At 70.3% G+C, this 2,339-nt stretch carries 1 protein-coding gene; it reads right to left on the bottom strand.

Annotation, left to right across the window (positions count from 1 at the left end; genetic code table 11):
• Nucleotides 1–2,339, bottom strand: a 2,339-nt coding sequence (locus VYI76_RS16740; RefSeq protein WP_443018985.1) for an NADP-dependent malic enzyme, incomplete at both ends; no start/stop codon positions are given.

The following is a 2,339-nucleotide window of genomic DNA, read 5'->3' as shown; positions in this document are numbered from 1 at the left end:
CGCTTCTTCGCCGGTGCCGCGCCGGCCAGGTGGTGCTGGTAGCGCCGCGCCTCCTGCTGCCGGTGGTCCCGCTCCTGCTGCTCGCGCTGCCGCCGGATCTGCGCCTCCACCGCCGCGATCGCCGTCATGTTCACCACCCGACGCGGCGTCGACGTCTGCGTCAGCACGTGCGCCGGCTTGTTCACCCCCATCAGGATCGGGCCCAGCGCCACACCGTCCGTCATCACCCGCACCATGTTGTAGGTGATGTTCGCCGCGTCCAGGTTCGGCATCACGAACAGGTTCGCCCGCCCCTCCAGCGTCGTGTTCGGGAAGATCCGCCGACGCAGCCCCTCGTCCCACGCCGTGTCCCCCTGCATCTCCCCGTCGAACTCCAGCTTCGGCGCACGCTTCGACAGGATCTCCCGCACCTGCCGCATCTTGCGCGCGCTCGGGTCGTCGTGGCTGCCGAAGTTCGAGTGCGACATCAGCGCCACCTTCGGCTCGATCCCGAACAGCTTCAGCCGGTACGCCGCCTGGATCGTGCTCTCGGCGATCTGCTCCGGCGTCGGGTCCGGCTGCACGTGCGTGTCCACGAAGAACCACAGCCCCCGGTCGTTCACCACCCCCGTCATCGCCGAGGTGCTCTGCACCCCGGGATCCAGCCCGAACACGCTGCGCAGGTACCCCAGCTTCTTGTGGTACCGGCCCACCAGCCCCGTGATCATCGCGTCCGCCTCCCCGCGGTCGACCATGATCGCCGCGATCAGCGTCGTCCGCGAGCGCAGCAGCGCCTTCGCCGCGTCCGGCGTCACCCCCCGCCGCTCCGTCAGCGCGTGGTAGTGCCGCCAGTAGTCGTTGAAGCGCGGGTCGTCGTTGACGTTGGTCACCTCGAAGTCCACCCCCTCGCGCAGGCGCAGCCCCAGCCGCTCGATCCGCCGCGCGATCACCTCCGGACGGCCCACCAGGATCGGCGTCGCCAGCCCCTCGTCGACCACCGTCTGCACCGCCCGCAGCACCGTCTCCTCCTCCCCTTCCGCGTACACCACCCGCTGCCGGTCCGACCGCGCACGGTCGTACACCGGCTTCATCACCAGTCCCGTCCGGTAGATGAACTGGCCCAGCTTCTCCCGGTACGCCCGCAGGTCCTCGATCGGCCGCGTCGCGATCCCCGAGTCCATCGCCGCCTGCGCCACGCACGGCGCCAGCTGCGTCAGCAGCCGCGGGTCGAACGGCCGCGGGATGATGTAGTCCGGGCCGAAGCTCGGGATCTCCTCCCCGTACGCCGCCCCCAGGTCGCTCGCCTCGCTCTTGGCCAGCGCCGCGATCGCACGCACGCACGCCAGCTTCATCGCCTCGTCGATCCCCCGCGCCCCCACGTCCAGCGCCCCCCGGAAGATGTACGGGAAGCACAGCGCGTTGTTCACCTGGTTCGGGTAGTCCGACCGGCCCGTCGCGATGATCGCGTCCGGACGCACTGCCCGCGCCTCCTCCGGCAGGATCTCCGGGTACGGGTTGGCCAGCGCCAGGATGATCGGCGTCGCCGCCATCGTCGCCACCATCGCAGGCGTCAGGATGCCCCCCGCCGACAGCCCCAGGAACACGTCCGCCCCCGCCACGATCTCCTCCAGCGTGCGCTGGTCCGTCTGCCGCGCATACCGGCGCTTGGCCTCGTCCAGGTCCGTCCGGCCGGCGTGGATCACCCCGCCCCGGTCGAACGCGGTGATGTGCTCCGGCTTCAGCCCCAGCGCCACCAGCATGTCCAGGCACGCGATCCCCGCCGCACCGGCCCCCGTCGTCGCCAGCTTCACCTCCCCGATCTTCTTCCCCGCGATCTCCAGCGCGTTCACCACCGCCGCGCCCACGATGATCGCCGTCCCGTGCTGGTCGTCGTGGAACACCGGGATGTTCAGCCGCTCGCGCAGCTTGCGCTCCACGATGAAGCACTCCGGCGCCTTGATGTCCTCCAGGTTGATCCCGCCGAACGTCGGCTCCAGGCTCGCGATGATGTCGACCAGCTTGTCCGGGTCCTTCTCGTCGATCTCGATGTCGAACACGTCGATCCCGGCGAATTTCTGGAACAGCACCCCCTTGCCTTCCATCACCGGCTTGCCCGCCAGCGGGCCGATGTCCCCCAGACCCAGCACCGCCGTCCCGTTGCTGATCACCGCCACCAGGTTGCCCCGCGCCGTGTAGTCGCTCGCCTTCGCAGGGTCCGCCGCGATCTCCTCGCACGCGTACGCCACCCCGGGCGAGTACGCCAGCGCCAGGTCCCGCTGCGTCAGCATCGGCTTGGTCGCCACCACCTTGATCTTCCCCCGCGGCGCATGGCGGTGGTAGGCGAGCGCGGCTTGGCGGAA

The sequence above is a fragment of the Sphingomonas sp. genome (assembly GCF_035910975.1).
Lineage (GTDB): Bacteria > Pseudomonadota > Alphaproteobacteria > Sphingomonadales > Sphingomonadaceae > Sphingomonas.
Note: the sequence above shows the minus strand (reverse complement) of the source record. Positions and strands in the feature narration are given on the sequence as shown.